Genomic DNA, 15,467 nt, shown 5'->3' on the forward strand with positions numbered 1-15,467 from the left:
CCGGCCCGCCGGGAAAAGCCGGGCCGTCCGAGCGAGCGAAATCCGGCCCGTCGGCGCGCCTACGCCCGGGCGAGTGAGCCGAAGGGGCGCGCCGGCGGAGGACGGCGAGCGCCCGCAGGAACCGCGAGGAACGAGCGGTTCCGAGGACGCACGGCGTCCTGGAGCCAGCAGAAGCGCCCCGGAGGCGAACCGAGCCGGGAAAAGAAAAGGGGACGGCCGGAGCCCCCGCACAGTAGGCTCCGGCCGTCGGCTTTTAGGCCGTACGAAATCAGATGTCGAGGCCGGTCAGGACCAGGACCCGCTCGTACGTGTAGTCGTCCATCGCGTAGCGGACGCCCTCGCGGCCCACACCGGACTGCTTGACGCCGCCGTACGGCATCTGGTCGGCGCGGTAGGACGGCGCGTCGCCGATGATCACACCGCCGACCTCGAGCTCGCGGTGGGCGCGGAACGCGGTCTGGACGTTGCGGGTGAAGACGCCGGTCTGCAGACCGAACTTCGAGTCGTTGACGGCGGCGAAGGCCTCGTCGGTGTTCTCGACCTTCTTCAGCGTCAGGACCGGCCCGAAGACCTCCTCGGTGGCGAGCTTGACGCCGTCCGGCACGTGGGCCAGGACGGTGGGCTCGTACGAGGCACCCGCGCGCTTGCCGCCGGCGAGCAGCTTGGCCCCGCCGGCCACGGCCTCGTCGACCCAGGACTCGACGCGCTGGGCGGCGGCCTCGGAGACGAGGGGGCCGACGTCGGTGGCGGAGTCGGACGGGTCGCCGGTGACCTGGGCCTGGACCTTCTCGACGACCTTCTCGACGAGGCGGTCGTAGACGGAGGCGTCGGCGATCACGCGCTGCACGGAGATGCAGGACTGGCCGGCCTGGTAGTTGGAGAAGGTCGCGATGCGGGTCGCGGCCCAGTCGAGGTCGGCCTCGGAGGACCAGTCGTCCAGGACGACGGCCGCGGCGTTGCCGCCGAGCTCCAGGGTGCAGTGCTTGTGGGGCACCGACTGCTGGATGGCGTAGCCGACGGTGTCGGAGCCGGTGAAGGAGATGACGGGCAGGCGCTCGTCCTTCACCAGGGCCGGCATCTTGTCGTTGGCGACCGGCAGGACCGACCAGGAGCCGGCCGGGAGGTCGGTCTCGGCGAGCAGCTCGCCCAGGATCAGCCCGGACAGGGGCGTGGCCGGGGCGGGCTTGAGGATGATCGGCGCGCCGACGGCGATGGCCGGGGCCACCTTGTGGGCGCACAGGTTCAGCGGGAAGTTGAACGGCGCGATGCCGAGGACCGGGCCCTTGACGAAGCGGCGGGTCAGCGCGAGACGGCCGACGCCACCGGCGTCGGTGTCGAGGCGCTGGGCCTCTCCGCCGTTGAAGCGGCGGGCCTCTTCGGCGGCGAAGCGGAACACGGACACCGCACGGCCGACCTCACCGCGGGCCCACTTGACGGGCTTGCCGTTCTCGGCGGAGATCAGCTGGGCGATCTCCTCGGTGCGCTCGGCGAGCCGCTTGGACACGTGGTCCAGGGCCGCGGCCCGTACGTGGGCGGGGGTCGCGGAGAACTCCGCCGTCACGGCGTACGCCGCGGCCACGGCCTCTTCGACCTGCTCGTCGGTGGGCACGCTGACGGTGCCGACCAGGCGGCCGTCCCACGGGGAGTGGACGTCGAAGCTGTCCTCGCCGGTGGCCTGGCGGCCGGCGAGCCAGAAGGCGTGGGTGGAAGTCATGCGAATCCCGGCCCTTCGGAAGTGTGCGGTGGGTCCTGACCCCTCCACCGTAGAACTCCGTCGACGTTTCGGCGTTTGTCCCTGATGGAGCGGCGGGTCGTCGCGCTTCGCCGCTTTGTCACTGTCCGGCCCGCCGGGTGCGCGCCCTGCGGGCCGATTCCCGACAGGGCCTAGGCCGGGGTCGAGGTCGCCTTGAGGGCGAGCCACAGTTCCATGCGGACGTCGGGGTCCTCCAGGGAGCGGCCGAGGATCTCCTCGACCCGCTTCATCCGGTAGCGCAGGGTGTGCCGGTGCACGCCGAGGTCGGCGGCGGCCGCGTCCCACTGCCCGTGGCGGGAGAGCCAGGCCTGGAGCGAGGCCACCAGGTCGCCGCGCCCGGTCGCGTCGTGCTCCCGCAGGGCCCGCAGGGTGCCGTCCGCGAAGGCCCGTACGGCGTCGTCGGCCAGCAGCGGCAGGACCGAGCCCGCCGCCATGTCCTCGTGCTCCACCATCGGCCGGCCGCGGCGCCGGGCCACGGCCAGGGCCTGGTCGGCCTGCTTGAGGGCCGCCGCCACACCCCCCGGTCCGGCCGGCGCGGACAGGCCGACCACCAGCTCGTCCGGCTCCGGTCCGGCCGCGTCCCGACCGCGCCGCGCCTCCAGTGCCTCCGCGTGGTCCGTGCACGCCTGTACGGCCGAGCCGCCGTCGGAGGCCAGGACCACGAGCCGGCCCGCCTCCGGGACGACGAGCAGCGCCTCCCCGGTCCGGGCCGCCGCCGACTCCACCGTGTCGGACAGCAGCGCCAGGCCTTCCGGCTGCGCGGTCCCCGCCAGGGCCGGCTCGGCCACGACGAGCCGGAACGGCGCTTCCAGCAGGGACCCGTACAGGTCCCCGGCCACGGACCGCGCGTGGTCCGCCTCCCCCGCGAGCAGCATCCGCAGCACCGCCGCCCCCAGCCGGGACTCGGCGTCGTGCAGCGAGCGCGAGCGCTCGGTGGTGAGGGTGAGCAGCGCGACGGCGGAGTGGACGGCGTACCGCTCGGCCGTGCCCAGCGGGGCCGCGGTGCCGACGGCGAGGGCACCGCGCGCCCGCCGGCCCGTACCCAGGGACTGGAGTTCCACGCGGTCCTCGGAGCCGCCGACCACGGCGCTCGCGGGGGCCGGGCGCTCCCGCAGCCGTTCCACGTCGGGGGTGAGCCGTGCGGCGCGTCGCGCGGCCCAGTCGGGGGCGGCCGCCACGACCGCGCCGGAGGTGTCGTACAGCGCGGCCCAGCCGTGCACGTGCGCGGCCAGCTTCACCAGCAGCTCGGTGGGGCCGTCGACGGAGAGCGCGGCGCGCGTCAGCTCCCGCTGGGCCTCGAAACCGGCGGTGACGGCCCGGTACTGGTCCGCGGCGAGGGCCGCGGAGACCGCCTTGCTGATCGCCAGGAAGGGGGTGCGCCGCGGTACCTCCAGCAGCGGCATGTCCTCGGTCCGCGCGGCCTCGACCAGTGCTTCGGGGATCTCCTCGTAGTTGACGCCGATCGCGAAGCCGATGCCGACGACCCCGGCCGCGGCGAGGCGGCGCACATAGGCGCGCATCTCCTCCGGGTCCCCCGCGTCCAGCTTCATCGCGGTGATCAGGAGCAGCTCCCCGCCCTCCATGTAGGGGACGGGGTCGGCGAGCTCACTGACGTGGGCCCAGCGCACCGGGGTATCGAGGCGCCCCTCCCCGGCCCGGACGCTGAGCTTCAGCGCCGAGTGCTGGACGAGTGAGGCGAGGGTGAGCGGCATCGGATACCAGTGGCCTTAGCGGGAGGGGGCGAGGGGGAGGGTCAGCGGGCAGACCGCCCGGCCGCCCACGGTTTTCGCCGTGTCGTACGAACGACTCCCCTCGATTCTGCCATCCCGTACGGGTCGGGGCGCGGGTCAGGACGTTCCGGACAGGCGGACCAGTAGCGGAGTCGCCCGGTCCCCGCGCACCGAGGTCAGCGACAGCACCGCGTGCCCCGGCGGCACCGCGTGCGCCAGATCCGAAGCGGACCACCGCTCCCGCTCCACCTGACGCACGGTCACCGCGTCCGTGGTGACCGCCTTGCCGGTGACGAGCTTGCGGAAGGAGTGCATCAGGCGGGTGAGCGGCTGGTCGGCGAAGACGGTCCGGTGGGTGACGTCCCGCGTCTCCACCCACTCCGTGCCCCAGGCCTCGGCGAACCGCTTGCCGTCCCAGGTGGTGACCCCGGAGAAGGCCATCCGGCAGCCGACCGCCCCGAGCAGCGGGGTCCGCAGCGCCTCCGGTACGTCGTCCAGCGTGCGCAGCGTGAGCAGGACGCCCGCATGGGCCGAGCGCAGCTGCTGGATGCCCCGCACGGTCTCTGCGGTCAGGGTGTGGGAGGCGTCGTCGAAGGCGAGGAACGCGAAGAGGGAGCGGTCGGTGCGGGCGGCTGCGGCGGCGTTGAACTGGGCGAGCAGCAGCCGGGCCAGCATGCGGGAGGCGTCCGCGTGCCCGCGTTCGGGCAGGTCCACGCGGACACGGATCGGGTGCTCCAGGGCACGCAGCGAGAACGGCCGGCCCTGGCCGGTGGTGTCGAAGAAGCCGGCGAACGCGGGCCGGTCCAGCAGGGCCACCCGGTCCGCGAGGGCCTGACCGGGGTCCAGGTGGGACCCGTGCTGGCGAGCCCGGGCGTCGAGCTCGCGCAGCATGGCGTGCTGCCCGGCGAGGTCGCGGCGCAGCGCGTCGAAGGCGGTGGGGACCTGGTCGAGCAGCTCGCGCAGTTCGGGGACGGTCGGGAAGCGGTCGTAGGCCGCCCGGAACGGCCCGAGGAGCTGGGCGAGGGCGGTCGCGGCCCGGCGTACGTCGACCCCGGGAACGTCTCCGACGAAGGCCTCCGCGAGCAGGGTGGCGGCCTCGTCGGGGTCGGTTGCGCCGCCGTAGAGATCGAGGTCGTAGACGGAGGCGGGGTCGCCGACCCGGACCACGACGTCGAAGGCGGCGTCCGGCCCGAGCTGGGCGCCGGCCGCGCCGACGGCGACGACCGCGGCCTGGCCGGCGAGGGCCTGGAGCGAGAGCGACTCGACGACGGGCCGCACCAGCCGCCGGGTCTTGCCGGCGCCGGAGGGCCCGACGGCGAGCAGGGAGGTACCGAGCACGTCGGGATCGAGGGCGAGGGCGGTGCCGCGGCGGGAGTACGGGTTGCGGGCACCCTCTTCCACGGTGCCCAGCAGCACCTGCCGGACCAGCAGATCGTGCCGGGCGGCCCGCACGGGCAGGTCTCGCGCCCCGGACGGGTGCACACAGGCCCCGGCGCCCTTGTCGCGCACGGCGTCGGCGAAGGCCCGCATCCGCGAGGGGTCGACGCGCACGGAGTCCCACGCCCGCCGGATCCGGGCGTAGTCGACATCGTTCATCCGCCCGCCCCCGGCCTCCGATTCCAGCCGATCAGCGGCCTCCACCAACCCCGCGGCGCGTACTTGCGGCCACATAGCGGGGTCTTCAAGCGGATTCTCGGCAGGGAACCGCTGCGGGCGATCCGAACCTCCCACGATCGTCGGCGCCGTCGACCGCGAGGTGGCGGGCGAGGAAAGCCTCGCCAGTCGGCGCAGCAGCCGGGCGCCGCCACCGAGCCCTGCGAATGCCGCGATCAGAACCACATCGATCACGGTCCTGGCCGTGCTCATGAGATTGCGGTTGGCCTCTCGGTCGCCCCCCGGACTGCGGTCGAAGTCGAGGAAGCCCTCCACCAGCTGCCGCAGCGGCAATTGGTAGTTGTGGACGAGCAGCAACGTCACATAAGCGAGCGGTACGACCGCCAGGGCCTGCGCCCATGGACCCCGGGCGACGACCAGGCGGCTCCAAGCGGCCTTCCAGCTGCCGAGCCGGCCGAAGCCGTAGAGGAGCACCAAGACGAACAGCAGCTCGTAGATCGGTTTGGCCTGGACTCCCCCCGTTTCCAGGACCGGCTCGCCGTTCGCCGACCACCAACTGTGAGGTGTGAAGAGCTTGAGCGGCGCGTCCCAGAACGGGATGTAGGTGTTGCGCATGAGGGACCAGACGAGGACGCAGGCCAGGAAGGAAATGACGGCTCCGCTGGCGAGGGCCCGGTCGGGGGTCTGCGCGGCTTCCACGGTCGGACGCGGGGTGTGGCCGTACCTCCAGACACCCGGCTCGGCGACGGGGCGGGCGATGCGCAGCCAGTCGGCGAGGGTCGGCCCCTGGCCGGGGGCGTGGCTGGGCTTCGGAGGGTGCGTGGGGGGGCCGGCAGGTCTCGGTACCTGACCCGCACGGGTCGCCTGTCCCTCGTACGCACCGTCGGTGTCCATGAACCCCTGCCCCCTGCCCGTGCCATGCGCTGCGGCGCTCAATCTAGTGCCCGACGGGGGCCTTGGACCTGCACCCCGCAATGATCCACAAGATGTGCGGCGCATCCTCCCTATGGCCGTCACGGACAAGGACACGCGGTGATCACTACCGAACGGAGCATGCAGGACCCCCGCTCCCGGGCCTAGCCTGCGGACAAAGAGACAAGTGCGTCCGAAAACACCCCCCAGGAGCCCCCTATGACCGCTGTTCCGCAGGAGCGCAAGATCGTCACCGCGATCCCCGGCCCCAAGTCGCAGGAGCTGCAGGCCCGCCGCCTCCAGACCGTGGCCGGTGGCGTGGGCTCCGTGCTGCCCGTCTTCACGGCCCGCGCGGGCGGCGGCATCATCGAGGACGTCGACGGCAACCGTCTGATCGACTTCGGTTCCGGCATCGCCGTGACCTCGGTCGGCGCCTCCGCCGAGGCCGTGGTGCGCCGCGCCTCCGCGCAGCTCGCCGACTTCACCCACACCTGTTTCATGGTCACCCCGTACGAGGGCTACGTCGAGGTCTGCGAGGCCCTCGCCGAGCTGACCCCGGGCACCCACTCCAAGAAGTCGGCCCTGTTCAACTCCGGCGCCGAGGCCGTCGAGAACGCCGTCAAGATCGCCCGTTCGTACACCAAGCGCCAGGCCGTCGTCGTCTTCGACCACGGCTACCACGGCCGCACGAACCTCACCATGGCGCTGACGGCGAAGAACATGCCGTACAAGCAGGGCTTCGGTCCGTTCGCCCCCGAGGTCTACCGCGTCCCGGTCGCCTACGGCTACCGCTGGCCCACCGGTGCCGAGAACTGCGGCCCCGAGGCCGCCGCCCAGGCGATCGACCAGATCACCAAGCAGATCGGCGCCGAGAACGTCGCCGCGATCATCATCGAGCCGGTCCTCGGCGAGGGCGGCTTCATCGAGCCGGCCAAGGGCTTCCTGCCCGCGATCGTGAAGTTTGCCAACGACAACGGCATCGTCTTCGTCGCCGACGAGATCCAGTCCGGCTTCTGCCGCACCGGCCAGTGGTTCGCGTGCGAGGACGAGGGCATCGTCCCGGACCTGATCACCACCGCCAAGGGCATCGCGGGCGGTCTGCCGCTGGCCGCCGTGACCGGCCGCGCCGAGATCATGGACGCCGCGCACGCGGGTGGCCTGGGTGGCACCTACGGCGGCAACCCGGTGGCCTGCGCCGGTGCGCTCGGCTCCATCGAGACCATGAAGGAGCTCGACCTCAACGCCGCGGCGAAGAAGATCGAGTCCGTCATGAAGGCCCGCCTGACGGCCATGCAGGAGAAGTACGACATCATCGGCGACATCCGCGGCCGCGGCGCCATGATCGCGATCGAGCTGGTCAAGGACCCGGTGTCCAAGACCCCGTTCCCGGAGGCGGCCGGCGCGCTCGCCAAGGCCTGCCACGCCGAGGGCCTGCTCGTCCTCACCTGCGGCACCTACGGCAACGTGCTCCGCTTCCTCCCGCCGATCGTCATCGGCGAGGACCTGCTGAACGAGGGCCTGGACCTCATCGAGGCCGCGTTCGCGGCCATCGGCACGGCCATCTGATCGAACGTCTAGAACGTTCGCACGCAGCGACCGGCCCCTACCGGCGGTAACGGGCGGACGCTGTGAAGAAGCTGTGGGGGGCCGATGGCGGGAGCGCGATCCTGCTGTCGGTCCCCCTTTCACTGCCGTACGGTTTCTGCAGATGAGTGAGACACCCCGCTCCAGGGAAACCGGGGGCGACACCAGTACTGGGCTTCCCCAGCACCGTACTGGGCATGCGTTCGCGCACACTCCTCACCGATCGGACAGCCGTTCGCCCCAAACCCCCCGGGGCGCCCGGCAACCCGATCCGGGCGGCCGTCCCGGAACCATCCCCCCTGTTCCGGGACGGCCGGCCACTCCTCTCCTGATCGCCGCGCTCTGCGGCCTCCTCTTCTCCCTGGTCACCTGGCAGGTGCTGGTATCCGGCCCGCTGCTGACCCCGGACCACTCGCTGAGCCGCGCCCTGGTGCGCACGGTCCCGGACTCCGTCACCGAGCGCCTCTCCGACCTCGGCAACGTCCCGGTCGCCGTGCCCGTCCTCGTCCTGGCCATGGCCTACGCCGCCCGGCGCGGGCGGGCGCTGGCCGCCGGGGCCGCGGGCCTGGCGATGGCCCTGGTGCCGGCCCTGGTCATCCCGTTCAAGGCGTGGACCGCCCGGCCGGGACCCCTGGAACCCTGGGCCGCCGGCTACTTCCCCTCGGGCCACACGGCCACCGCGGCCGTCGCCTACCTCGGCGCGGCCCTGCTCGTGCGCCCGTACACCCGCCGGGCATGGCCGACGGCCGCCGCCCTGGTCCTCACGGGGGCGACGGCCGTCGGGCTGGTCCTGCGGGGGTGGCACTGGCCGCTGGACGTCCTGGCCAGCCTGCTGCTCTGCACTCCCCTCCTGCTCGGCGTGGCGTGGGCCGTCCGGACGGGCCGGCCGGGCCGGCCGAGCCAGCTGGGCCGGCCCGGCCAGCCGGCTCAGCCGCCGAAGTAGGCGTCGAAGTTCCGGCTGAACTCCCAGCCTCCGAAGCGGTCCCAGTTGATCGACCAGGTCATCAGGCCGCGCAGACCCGGCCAGGTGCCGTGGGTCTGGTAGGTCCCGCAGTCGGTCTTCTTCGTCAGGCAGTTCAGCGCCTTGTTCACCTCCGCGGGCGAGGTGTGACCGTTGCCCGCGTTGGTCGTGGCCGGGAGGCCGATGGCGACCTGGTCCGGGCGCAGGGCCGGGAAGACCCGGGTCGCGTTCCCGGCGACCGGGAAGCCGGTGAGCAGCATGTCGGTCATGGCGATGTGGAAGTCGGCGCCGCCCATGGAGTGGTACTGGTTGTCGAGGCCCATGATCGAGCCCGAGTTGTAGTCCTGCACGTGGAGCAGGGTGAGGTCGTCGCGCAGGGCGTGGATGACCGGGAGGTACGCGCCGGCGCGCGGGTCCTGGCCGCCCCAGGGGCCGGAGCCGTAGTACTGGTAGCCCAGCTGGACGAAGAAGGTCTCCGGAGCCATGGTCAGGACGAAGTCCGGGCCGTACTTGGCCGTCAGGGCCTTCACGGCCGAGATCAGGTTGACGACGACCGCGGTGGTGGGAGCCCGGAAATCGGTGTCCCCGGTCGCGAGGGACAGGGAGTGGCCCTCGAAGTCGATGTCCAGGCCGTTGAGGCCGTACTCGTCGATGATCTTGCTGACGGAGGAGACGAAGGCGTCCCGGGCGGCCGTGGTCGCGAGCTGGACCTGGCCGTTCTGGCCGCCGATCGAGATCAGCACCTTCTTGCCGGCGGCCTGCTTGGCCTTGATCGCCGCTTTGAACTCCGCCGGGGATTCGACGTTCGGGCATTCCGCGACCGGGCAGAGCCGGAAGCGGATGTCGCCCGAGGTCACCGAGGTCGGTTCGCCGAAGGCGAGGTTGATGACGTCCCAGGAGACGGGCACGTCGGCCATCCGGACGTATCCGGACCCGTTGGCGAAGCTCGCGTGCAGGTAGCCGACGAGTGCGTGGGCGGGCAGGCCACCACCGCCGCCACCGCCGCCGGGCGTGGTCGCGGAGGCGGGCGCGCTCTGCGGGGACTCACCCGCCGCGTTCACCGCGCTGACCCGGAAGGTGTACGTGGTGGCCGCGGCGAGGCCGGTCACGGCAGCCGAGACGGACGTGACGCTCAAGGGCGCCGCGCCGTCCCGGTGGACGGTGTACGAGGTGGCGCCCGGCACCGCCGACCAGGACAGTGCGACCGCGTTCGAGGAGGTGGCGGAGGCGGTCAGGCCGGTGGGGGCGGCCGGGGGCTGGGGCTGCCCGGGACCGCCGGGGTCCGGGCCGACCAGGGTGAGGTCGTCGGTGACATGGGCGGGCTGGCCGTACCAACCGTGGGTGTAGACGGTCACCGAGGTCGTGGACGGGCCGGTGCGGAAGGTTGTGGTCAGCTGCTTCCAGGCCCCCGGCGACTGCGTCCAGGTCGACGCGTCGGTGGTGCCGGTGCCGGTCGCGCCGAGGTAGACGTACGCGCCCTGCACCCATGCGCCGAGCGCGTACGTCGAGTCGGGCTTGACGGTGACGGTCTGGGAGCAGCGGGCGTTGTCCTGGCCGGCCGGGGTGGCCCGCAGGGCGGAACTTCCCCCGTGGACGGGTGTGGTGACGACGGCTCCGCTGCCGCCCGAGCAGCTCCAGCCGTCGAGGCCGGCCTCGAAGCCTCCGTTGCGTACGAGGTCGGCGTCGGCCGCCGCGGCCGGCGGGCCCGCGGCGAGGAAACCGGCCGCCGCGAGGGCGGCGGCCGTGAGGAGGGGTATGGCTCTGCGCACAACTGCCTCCGGGGCATGGGGGGATGGAGGGGGTCAGCGGCGCCCAAGATGGTCCAGACCAATGCCCTTGTCAAGACGTCCGGCCTCCTCCGTCAGCACGCGCGCGGCCGCCTCGTGCATCGCCAGCTCCAGCACGGCCGGATCGGTGAGCGTCCCCTCGCCGTCCGGGAGCACCAGCCAGCGCACCCCGCCGATCGTCCGGCCGGGGTACGGGACCACGATCCAACTCCCGTGCCCGACACCCCGTACGCCCGTACCGAGCCACCCCGACGCCGTGCCGGCCGGTACGAAGAAACCCAACCGGGGCATCGATGTGCGGCTCCGCCGCGTGGCACCGAAATCGGCGAGCACCGGGCCGGGCCGGTCGATCAGCATGTTGAGCACGTCAAGGGTGGGCCGCCCCAGCTCCTCGGGCAGGATCAGTACGTCCCAGCCGCGGCCGGCGGGCAGCAGGGCGACCCCGAGGGGGTTGCGCTCCCACTCCCACCGGCAGGCGTCCGGATCCGGCGCCACCGATACCAGCCATTCCACCGCCGTCTTGGCCCCCGGGATCGTCATCGCCCGGCCTCCGTTCCCTGTAGGTGAGGGGTTCTCACCTGGAGAGAGCGGGGCCGGGCGCAGGTATGACGCGGGTTCCGTTACTCCATGGCAGTGAATCGGGTCACACGGTGACGGCCGGCCCGGTGCCGGGGGGGGTGCGCTCAGGACGCCCTAGCTGTCGAAGCCGAGGCCGAAGCGGTCCAGCGTCTTGAGCCACAGGTTCCGGTGTCCGCCGCGGGCGTCCGCGCGGGCCAGCGACCACTTGGTGAGCGCGATCCCGGTCCAGGCGAAGGGCTCGGGCGGGAACGGCATCGGCTTGGACTTCACCATCTCCAGCCGGGTGCGCTCGGTGGTGAGCCCGTCCAGCAGGTCCAGCATCACGTCCGCCCCGAAGCGGGTGGCCCCCACGCCGAGGCCGGTGTAGCCGGCGGCGTAGGCCACCTTGCCCGCATGCGCCGTGCCGAAGAAGGCGGAGAAGCGCGAGCAGGTGTCGATCGCGCCGCCCCAGGCGTGGCTGAACTTCAACCCCTCCAGCTGCGGGAACGCCGTGAAGAAGTGCTCCGCGAGCTTGAGGTAGGTCTCGGGACGGTGGTCGTACTCGGAGTCGAGCTTCCCCCGGTAGGGGTAGATCGCGTCGTAGCCGCCCCACAGGATCCGGTTGTCGCGGGTGATCCGGAAGTAGTGGAACTGGTTGGCGCTGTCGCCGAGCCCCTGCCGCCCCTTCCAGCCGATCGCGGCCAGCTGGGCCTCGTCGAGGGGCTCGCTCATCAGCGCGTAGTCGTAGACCGGGACGGTGAACGGGCGGACCCGGCGGACCAGCGAGGGGAAGATGTTGGTGCCGAGGGCGACCCGGCGCGCGAGGATCGTGCCGTAGGGGGTCGTCACGGTCATCCCGGAGCCGGCCGCGGCCAGCTTGAGGCCGCGGGTGTTCTCGTAGATCCGCACCCCGAGCTCCAGGCAGGCCCGCTTGAGGCCCCAGGCCAGCTTCGCCGGGTTGAGCATGGCGACGCCGTCGCGGTCCCAGAGGCCCGCGAGGAAGGTCGGCGAGTCGACCTCGGCGCGCACCGCCTCGCCGTCCAGCCATTCGGAGCCGTCGGCGAGGCCCAGGCGCATCGCCTCCTCGTGCAGTTCGCGCAGCTCCTCGACCTGGTGCGGTTCCGTGGCGACGTCGATCTCGCCGGTCCGCTCGAAGTCGCAGTCGATGCCGTAGCGGGCGACGGCCTCCTCGATGGCGTCGAGGTTGCGGGCGCCCAGCTCCTCCAGCTTGGCCAGCTCGCCGGGCCAGCGGGCCAGCCCGTTGCTGAGGCCGTGGGTGAGGGAGGCGGCGCAGAATCCGCCGTTGCGGCCGGAGGCGGCCCAGCCCGCCTCCTTGCTCTCGATCAGCACGACGTCCCGTCCGGGGTCGCGCTCCTTGGCGATCAGGGCGGTCCACAGTCCGCTGTAGCCGCCGCCGATGACCAGCAGGTCGCAGCGCTCGTCGGAGGTGAGCGCCGGCTCGGCGGCGGGCTTGCCGGGGTCGTCCAGCCAGTACGAGACCGGCTTCGCTTCGGAAAGTGATGCAGCAACACTACGCATGGCGACTGGGGCCATGGCTTCCAACTCCCTACGGAACTGATGACGTGCTTTCCCGAATTACTTCGGTTGTGCCTTCTTGCGGCGGTTGCCGACCAGCTGGCCGGTGAGGACCACCAGCACCGCGATGACGAACATCGCCGTACCGATGACGTTGATCTGCACGGGCGTACCGCGCTGGGCCGATCCCCACACGAACATGGGGAAGGTGACGGTGTTGCCCGAGTTGAAGTTGGTGATGATGAAGTCGTCGAACGAGAGCGCGAAGGACAGCAGCGCGCCCGCCGCGATACCGGGTGCCGCGATCGGCAGGGTGACCCGTACGAAGGTCTGCACCGGGCCGGCGTAGAGGTCGCGGGCGGCCTCCTCCAGCCGCGGGTCCATGGACAGGACGCGCGCCTTGACGGCGGCGACGACGAAGCTGAGGCAGAACATGATGTGGGCGATCAGGATCGTCCAGAAGCCCAGCTGGATGCCCATGTTGAGGAAGAGCGCGAGCAGCGACGCCGCCATCACGATCTCGGGCATGGCCATGGGCAGGAAGATCAGCGAGTTGACCGCCCCGCGCGCCCGGAAGCGGTAGCGCACGAGCGCGAAGGCGATCGCGGTGCCCAGCGCGGTCGCCACCAGGGTGGACCAGAGGGCGATCTGCAGCGAGAGGGACAAGGAGCCGCACATGTCGGCGACCCCGCAGGGGTCCTTCCACGCGTCGAGGGAGAACTCCTGCCAGGCGTAGTTGAACCGCCCGGTGGGGTTGTTGAAGGAGAAGACGGTGACGACGACGTTCGGCAGGATCATGTACGCGAGCGTGCCGAGGCCCGCGATGACGACCAGGTTGCGCCGGAGCCAGGTAAGGGGATTGCGCATCAGACCAGGTCCTCCGTCCCCGCTCGGCGGATGTAGATGGTGACCATGATCAGCACGATGGCCATGAGAATGAAGGACAGCGCGGCCGCCGTCGGGTAGTCGAGGATCCGCAGGTACTGCGACTGGATGACGTTGCCGATCATCCGGGTGTCCGTGGACCCGAGCAGTTCGGCGTTCACGTAGTCACCGCTCGCCGGGATGAAGGTGAGCAGGGTCCCGGAGACCACGCCCGGCATCGAGAGCGGGAAGGTCACCTTCCGGAAGACCGTGGCGGGGCGGGCGTACAGGTCCCCGGCCGCCTCGTGGAGGCGGGTGTCGATGCGCTCCAGCGAGGAGTACAGCGGCAGGATCATGAAGGGGAGGAAGTTGTACGTCAGACCGCAGACCACTGCGAGCGGCGTGGCCAGCACCCGGTCGCCCTCGGTCATGCCGAGCCAGCTGGTGACGTCGAGGAAGCCGATGTTGTTGAGGACGCCGACCACCGGGCCGCCGTCGGCCAGGATCGTCTTCCAGGCCAGCGTGCGGATCAGGAAGCTGGTGAAGAACGGGGCGATCACCAGGACGAGCAGCAGGTTGCGCCAGCGGCCGGCCTTGAAGGCGATCAGGTAGGCCAGCGGGTACCCGAGCAGCAGGCACAGGGCGGTCGCGGTGCCCGCGTAGAGCAGGGAGCGAAGGAACTGCGGGTAGTACTCGGTGAAGGCGTCCCAGTAGGTCCCGAAGTGCCAGGTGACCTGGAAGCCCTCTTCGAGGGAGCCGGTCTGCACCGAGGTGGAGGCCTGGTAGACCATCGGCAGTACGAAGAACACCAGCAGCCACAGGATGCCGGGGAGCAGCAGCCAGTACGGGACCAGCCGCTTGCGCAGGGACGCCTTGTGCACCGGGGGTTCGGTGGAGGCGGGCGCCTGGGGCGGCGCCGCGGTGGTCGTCATGCGCCCTCCTCCACCGTCTCGATGCCCGCGTCGATGTCCTGGGCCGCGTCGAGGCCGAAGGTGTGCTCCGGGTTCCAGTGCAGGACCACCTCGGCGCCCGGCACGAGGCGGCTGTCGCGCTCGATGTTCTGGACGTAGACCTCGAGCTCGGGGCAGACGGGGCTGTCGATGACGAACTGGGTGGAGACTCCGATGAAGGAGGAGGCGGCTATGCGGCCGGTGATCTTGTTCCGGCCCGTCGCGATGGCGTCCTCCTCCTCGACCGGGACCAGGGACACCTTCTCCGGGCGCACACCGACCAGCAGCTTTCCGCCGGCGCGGGGCGTGGTCGAACATCGGGCGGCGGGCAGCCTGAGGGTGGTGCCGGAGGCAGAGACGACAACGTCGGAGCCGGCGGATTCCACCGACGCCTCGATGAGGTTCGAGGTGCCGAGGAAGTTGGCCACGAAGGTGGTGCCCGGGTTCTCGTACAGCTCGGCGGGGGCGCCCAGCTGCTCGACGCGGCCGCCGTTCATCACGGCGACGGTGTCGGCCATGGTCATGGCCTCCTCCTGGTCGTGCGTGACGTGCACGAAGGTGATGCCGACCTCGGTCTGGATCCGCTTGAGCTCCAGCTGCATCTGGCGGCGCAGCTTGAGGTCGAGGGCGCCGAGCGGCTCGTCGAGGAGGAGCACCTGGGGGTGGTTGATCAGGGCACGGGCGACGGCGACGCGCTGCTGCTGACCACCGGAGAGCTGGTGCGGCTTGCGCTGGGCGAACTGGCCGAGCTGGACCAGCTCCAGCATGTCGTCGACCTGCTTCTTGACCGACTTGATGCCGCGGCGGCGCAGCCCGAAGGCGACGTTCTCGAAGATGCTCAGGTGCGGGAAGAGCGCGTAGCTCTGGAAGACCGTGTTGACCGGGCGCTTGTACGGCTGCAGGTCGGTGACCTCCCGGTCGCCGAGGTGCACCGTGCCGGTGGAGGGTTCCTCCAGGCCGGCGATCATGCGCAGCGTGGTGGTCTTCCCGCAGCCCGAGGCGCCGAGCAGGGCGAAGAAGGAGCCCTGGGGGATGGTCAGGTCCAGCGGGTGCACGGCGGTGAAGGTGCCGTAGTGCTTGCTGATCCCGGAGAGGCGGACATCGCCGCCCGCGGTCTTGTCAGTCATGAATGGTCCCGGGGTTGGGTGGGGCAAGGGGTCGAAGGCTCGGCGGAACGGGCCGGTCCGCGCCGCCGCCGGAGGGGTCCGGCGGCGGCGC

At 71.7% G+C, this 15,467-nt stretch carries 11 protein-coding genes; 2 read left to right on the plus strand and 9 right to left on the minus strand.

Features of this window, described 5'->3' with window-relative positions; translation table 11 throughout:
- Nucleotides 1–268: 268 nt before the first annotated feature.
- The 3 genes from OG386_RS14365 to OG386_RS14375 all read right to left on the minus strand — a co-directional run bounded on the left by OG386_RS14365 (nt 269) and on the right by OG386_RS14375 (nt 5,991).
- Entirely contained in the window at nt 269–1,714 is a 1,446-nt protein-coding gene (locus OG386_RS14365; protein ID WP_328788501.1) for an aldehyde dehydrogenase family protein, read from the minus strand.
- Between the two features lie 170 nt (nt 1,715–1,884).
- A complete protein-coding gene (locus OG386_RS14370) occupies nt 1,885–3,465 on the minus strand; it encodes a PucR family transcriptional regulator (protein ID WP_328788502.1) in 1,581 nt (526 codons plus the stop codon).
- A gap of 135 nt (nt 3,466–3,600) precedes the next feature.
- Entirely contained in the window at nt 3,601–5,991 is a 2,391-nt protein-coding gene (locus OG386_RS14375) for an ATP/GTP-binding protein (RefSeq protein WP_328788503.1), read from the minus strand.
- Nucleotides 5,992–6,228: 237 nt separating this feature from the next.
- On the opposite strand from OG386_RS14375, the gene gabT reads away from it, so the two are divergent.
- Both gabT and OG386_RS14385 read left to right on the plus strand, forming a co-directional pair.
- A complete protein-coding gene (gene gabT, locus OG386_RS14380; protein WP_328788505.1) occupies nt 6,229–7,575 on the plus strand; it encodes a 4-aminobutyrate--2-oxoglutarate transaminase in 1,347 nt (448 codons plus the stop codon).
- A gap of 394 nt (nt 7,576–7,969) precedes the next feature.
- Complete coding sequence (locus tag OG386_RS14385; RefSeq protein ID WP_328788506.1) at nt 7,970–8,536, plus strand: phosphatase PAP2 family protein; 567 nt, start codon at nt 7,970–7,972, stop codon at nt 8,534–8,536.
- On the opposite strand, the gene OG386_RS14390 is transcribed toward OG386_RS14385, so the two are convergent.
- The 6 genes from OG386_RS14390 to OG386_RS14415 all read right to left on the minus strand — a co-directional run bounded on the left by OG386_RS14390 (nt 8,521) and on the right by OG386_RS14415 (nt 15,376).
- The gene (locus OG386_RS14390) at nt 8,521–10,311 is read right to left on the minus strand and encodes a chitinase (RefSeq protein WP_405790818.1); all 1,791 of its coding nucleotides are present in this window, start codon (nt 10,309–10,311) and stop codon (nt 8,521–8,523) included. The two genes, OG386_RS14385 and OG386_RS14390, sit on opposite strands and share 16 nt — an antisense overlap.
- 45 nt (nt 10,312–10,356) lie before the next feature.
- The gene (locus OG386_RS14395; RefSeq protein WP_328788508.1) at nt 10,357–10,881 is read right to left on the minus strand and encodes a hypothetical protein; all 525 of its coding nucleotides are present in this window, start codon (nt 10,879–10,881) and stop codon (nt 10,357–10,359) included.
- Nucleotides 10,882–11,034: 153 nt separating this feature from the next.
- Nucleotides 11,035–12,453: an NAD(P)/FAD-dependent oxidoreductase gene (locus OG386_RS14400; RefSeq protein WP_328788509.1), complete on the minus strand. Its 1,419-nt coding sequence runs from the start codon at nt 12,451–12,453 to the stop codon at nt 11,035–11,037.
- A 42-nt stretch (nt 12,454–12,495) separates the two neighbouring features.
- Nucleotides 12,496–13,302, minus strand: a complete 807-nt coding sequence (locus OG386_RS14405) for an ABC transporter permease (RefSeq protein WP_328788510.1) — start codon at nt 13,300–13,302, stop codon at nt 12,496–12,498.
- Complete coding sequence (locus OG386_RS14410; protein ID WP_328788511.1) at nt 13,302–14,231, minus strand: ABC transporter permease; 930 nt, start codon at nt 14,229–14,231, stop codon at nt 13,302–13,304. The genes OG386_RS14405 and OG386_RS14410 overlap by 1 nt, the downstream gene beginning before the upstream one ends.
- A complete protein-coding gene (locus OG386_RS14415; RefSeq protein WP_328788512.1) occupies nt 14,228–15,376 on the minus strand; it encodes an ABC transporter ATP-binding protein in 1,149 nt (382 codons plus the stop codon). The genes OG386_RS14410 and OG386_RS14415 overlap by 4 nt, the downstream gene beginning before the upstream one ends.
- Nucleotides 15,377–15,467: the final 91 nt, after the last annotated feature.

This window comes from Streptomyces sp. NBC_00273 (genome assembly GCF_036178145.1).
Taxonomy (GTDB): Bacteria; Actinomycetota; Actinomycetes; order Streptomycetales; family Streptomycetaceae; genus Streptomyces.

What these genes read in the sequence shown, in the direction of transcription:
- OG386_RS14365 (WP_328788501.1), bottom strand. Translation starts at nt 1,714, where the DNA reads ATGACTTCCACCCACGCCTTCTGGCTCGCCGGCCGCCAGGCCACCGGC.
- OG386_RS14370 (WP_328788502.1), bottom strand. Translation starts at nt 3,465, where the DNA reads ATGCCGCTCACCCTCGCCTCACTCGTCCAGCACTCGGCGCTGAAGCTC.
- OG386_RS14375 (WP_328788503.1), bottom strand. Translation starts at nt 5,991, where the DNA reads ATGGACACCGACGGTGCGTACGAGGGACAGGCGACCCGTGCGGGTCAG.
- gabT (WP_328788505.1), top strand. Translation starts at nt 6,229, where the DNA reads ATGACCGCTGTTCCGCAGGAGCGCAAGATCGTCACCGCGATCCCCGGC.
- OG386_RS14395 (WP_328788508.1), bottom strand. Translation starts at nt 10,881, where the DNA reads ATGACGATCCCGGGGGCCAAGACGGCGGTGGAATGGCTGGTATCGGTG.
- OG386_RS14400 (WP_328788509.1), bottom strand. Translation starts at nt 12,453, where the DNA reads ATGGCCCCAGTCGCCATGCGTAGTGTTGCTGCATCACTTTCCGAAGCG.
- OG386_RS14405 (WP_328788510.1), bottom strand. Translation starts at nt 13,302, where the DNA reads ATGCGCAATCCCCTTACCTGGCTCCGGCGCAACCTGGTCGTCATCGCG.
- OG386_RS14410 (WP_328788511.1), bottom strand. Translation starts at nt 14,231, where the DNA reads ATGACGACCACCGCGGCGCCGCCCCAGGCGCCCGCCTCCACCGAACCC.
- OG386_RS14415 (WP_328788512.1), bottom strand. Translation starts at nt 15,376, where the DNA reads ATGACTGACAAGACCGCGGGCGGCGATGTCCGCCTCTCCGGGATCAGC.